Genomic DNA, 1,478 nt, shown 5'->3' on the forward strand with positions numbered 1-1,478 from the left:
ACGGGGAGGGGGACCACCCGAAGGGTGGTGGAGGGGGAGCGCCGCAAGGGACGCCCGATGCGGAAGCCCCCCTCCGTCAGGCCTTCGGCCTGCCACCTCCCCGTGCCGGGGAGGAACATTTTGCGCTTCGGCGAATCGGAGTCTATCGGGTCCGCAAACTCCTTCCAGTATCAGGACCCGCTGCCCGATGGCCGTTTCGCTCCCCACCGCTCCCTCCGTCGATCTGGTGCCGGTTCGCCGCGCGTTGTTGTCGGTGTCCGACAAGACCGGCGTCATCGACCTGGCCCGTGCGCTGGCCGAGCGCGGGGTCGATCTGGTCTCGACCGGCGGCACCGCCAAGGCGATCCGCGATGCGGGCCTGCCGGTGCGCGACATCTCGGAGGTCACCAACTTCCCCGAGATGATGGACGGCCGGGTCAAGACGCTGCACCCGATGGTCCATGGCGGCCTGCTCGCGGTGCGCGACGACCCCGCGCACGCCGCCGCGATGACCGAACATGGCATCGGCGCGATCGACCTCGTGGTGGTCAACCTCTATCCCTTTCAGCAGACGGTGGCGAAGGGTGCCGAGCGGCCCGAGATCATCGAGAATATCGATATCGGTGGCCCGTCCATGGTGCGCTCGGCGGCCAAGAACCATGGCTATGTGTCTATCCTGACCGACCCGGCCGACTATGCCGACTTCCTCGCCGATCTGGCCGCGAATGACGGCGCCTCGACGCTGAAGACCCGTCAGCGCCTGGCGGCGAAGGCCTTCGCCGCCACCGCCGCCTACGACTCGGCGATCGCGCAGTGGTTCGCCTTTGCCGACCAGGGCGAGGCCTTCCCGGCGACCCTGCCGCTGGCCTTCACCAAGCACCCCGAAACGCTGCGTTATGGCGAGAACCCGCATCAGGTCGCCGCGCTCTATCTGCCGCAAAAGGGCGGTCAGGGTATCGCCCAGGCCGAGCAGTTGCAGGGCAAGGCGCTGAGCTACAACAACCTCAACGATGCCGATGCCGCGCTGGAGCTGGTCAGCGAGTTCCTCGACGGCCCGCCGACCGTCGTCATCGTAAAGCACGCCAACCCCTGCGGCGTGGCGAGCGGCGAGACGCTGTTGGAGGCCTATCAGGCGGCCTTTGCCTGCGACACGGTGTCGGCGTTCGGTGGCATCATCGCCTGCAACCGTCCGCTCGACGCCGAGACGGCGGAAGCGATCTCGGGCATCTTCACCGAGGTCGTGGTGGCCCCCGATGCGAATGCCGAGGCGCGCACAATCTTCGCCAAGAAGAAGAATCTCCGCCTGCTGCTGTCGGGCGAACTGCCCAACCCGGCGCGCCCCGGCCTGATGATGAAGTCGATCGCCGGTGGCCTGCTGGTCCAGAGCCGCGACAATGGCCGCCTGACCGACGACATGCTGAAGGTCGTGACCAAGCGTGCGCCGACGGAGCAGGAACTGGCCGATTGCCGCTTCGCCTGGACGGTGGCCAAGCATGTGA

The 1,478-nt window shown here is 67.5% G+C and carries 1 protein-coding gene; it reads left to right on the top strand.

Features of this window, described 5'->3' with window-relative positions; translation table 11 throughout:
- Window positions 1-187 precede the first annotated feature (187 nt).
- A partial coding sequence (purH, locus tag ACQKJZ_RS19320) for a bifunctional phosphoribosylaminoimidazolecarboxamide formyltransferase/IMP cyclohydrolase (RefSeq protein WP_427733320.1) occupies window positions 188-1,478 on the top strand: 1,291 nt, incomplete at its 3' end.

It is taken from the genome of Sphingomonas sp. NPDC019816 (assembly GCF_050274375.1).
Lineage (GTDB): Bacteria > Pseudomonadota > Alphaproteobacteria > Sphingomonadales > Sphingomonadaceae > Sphingomonas.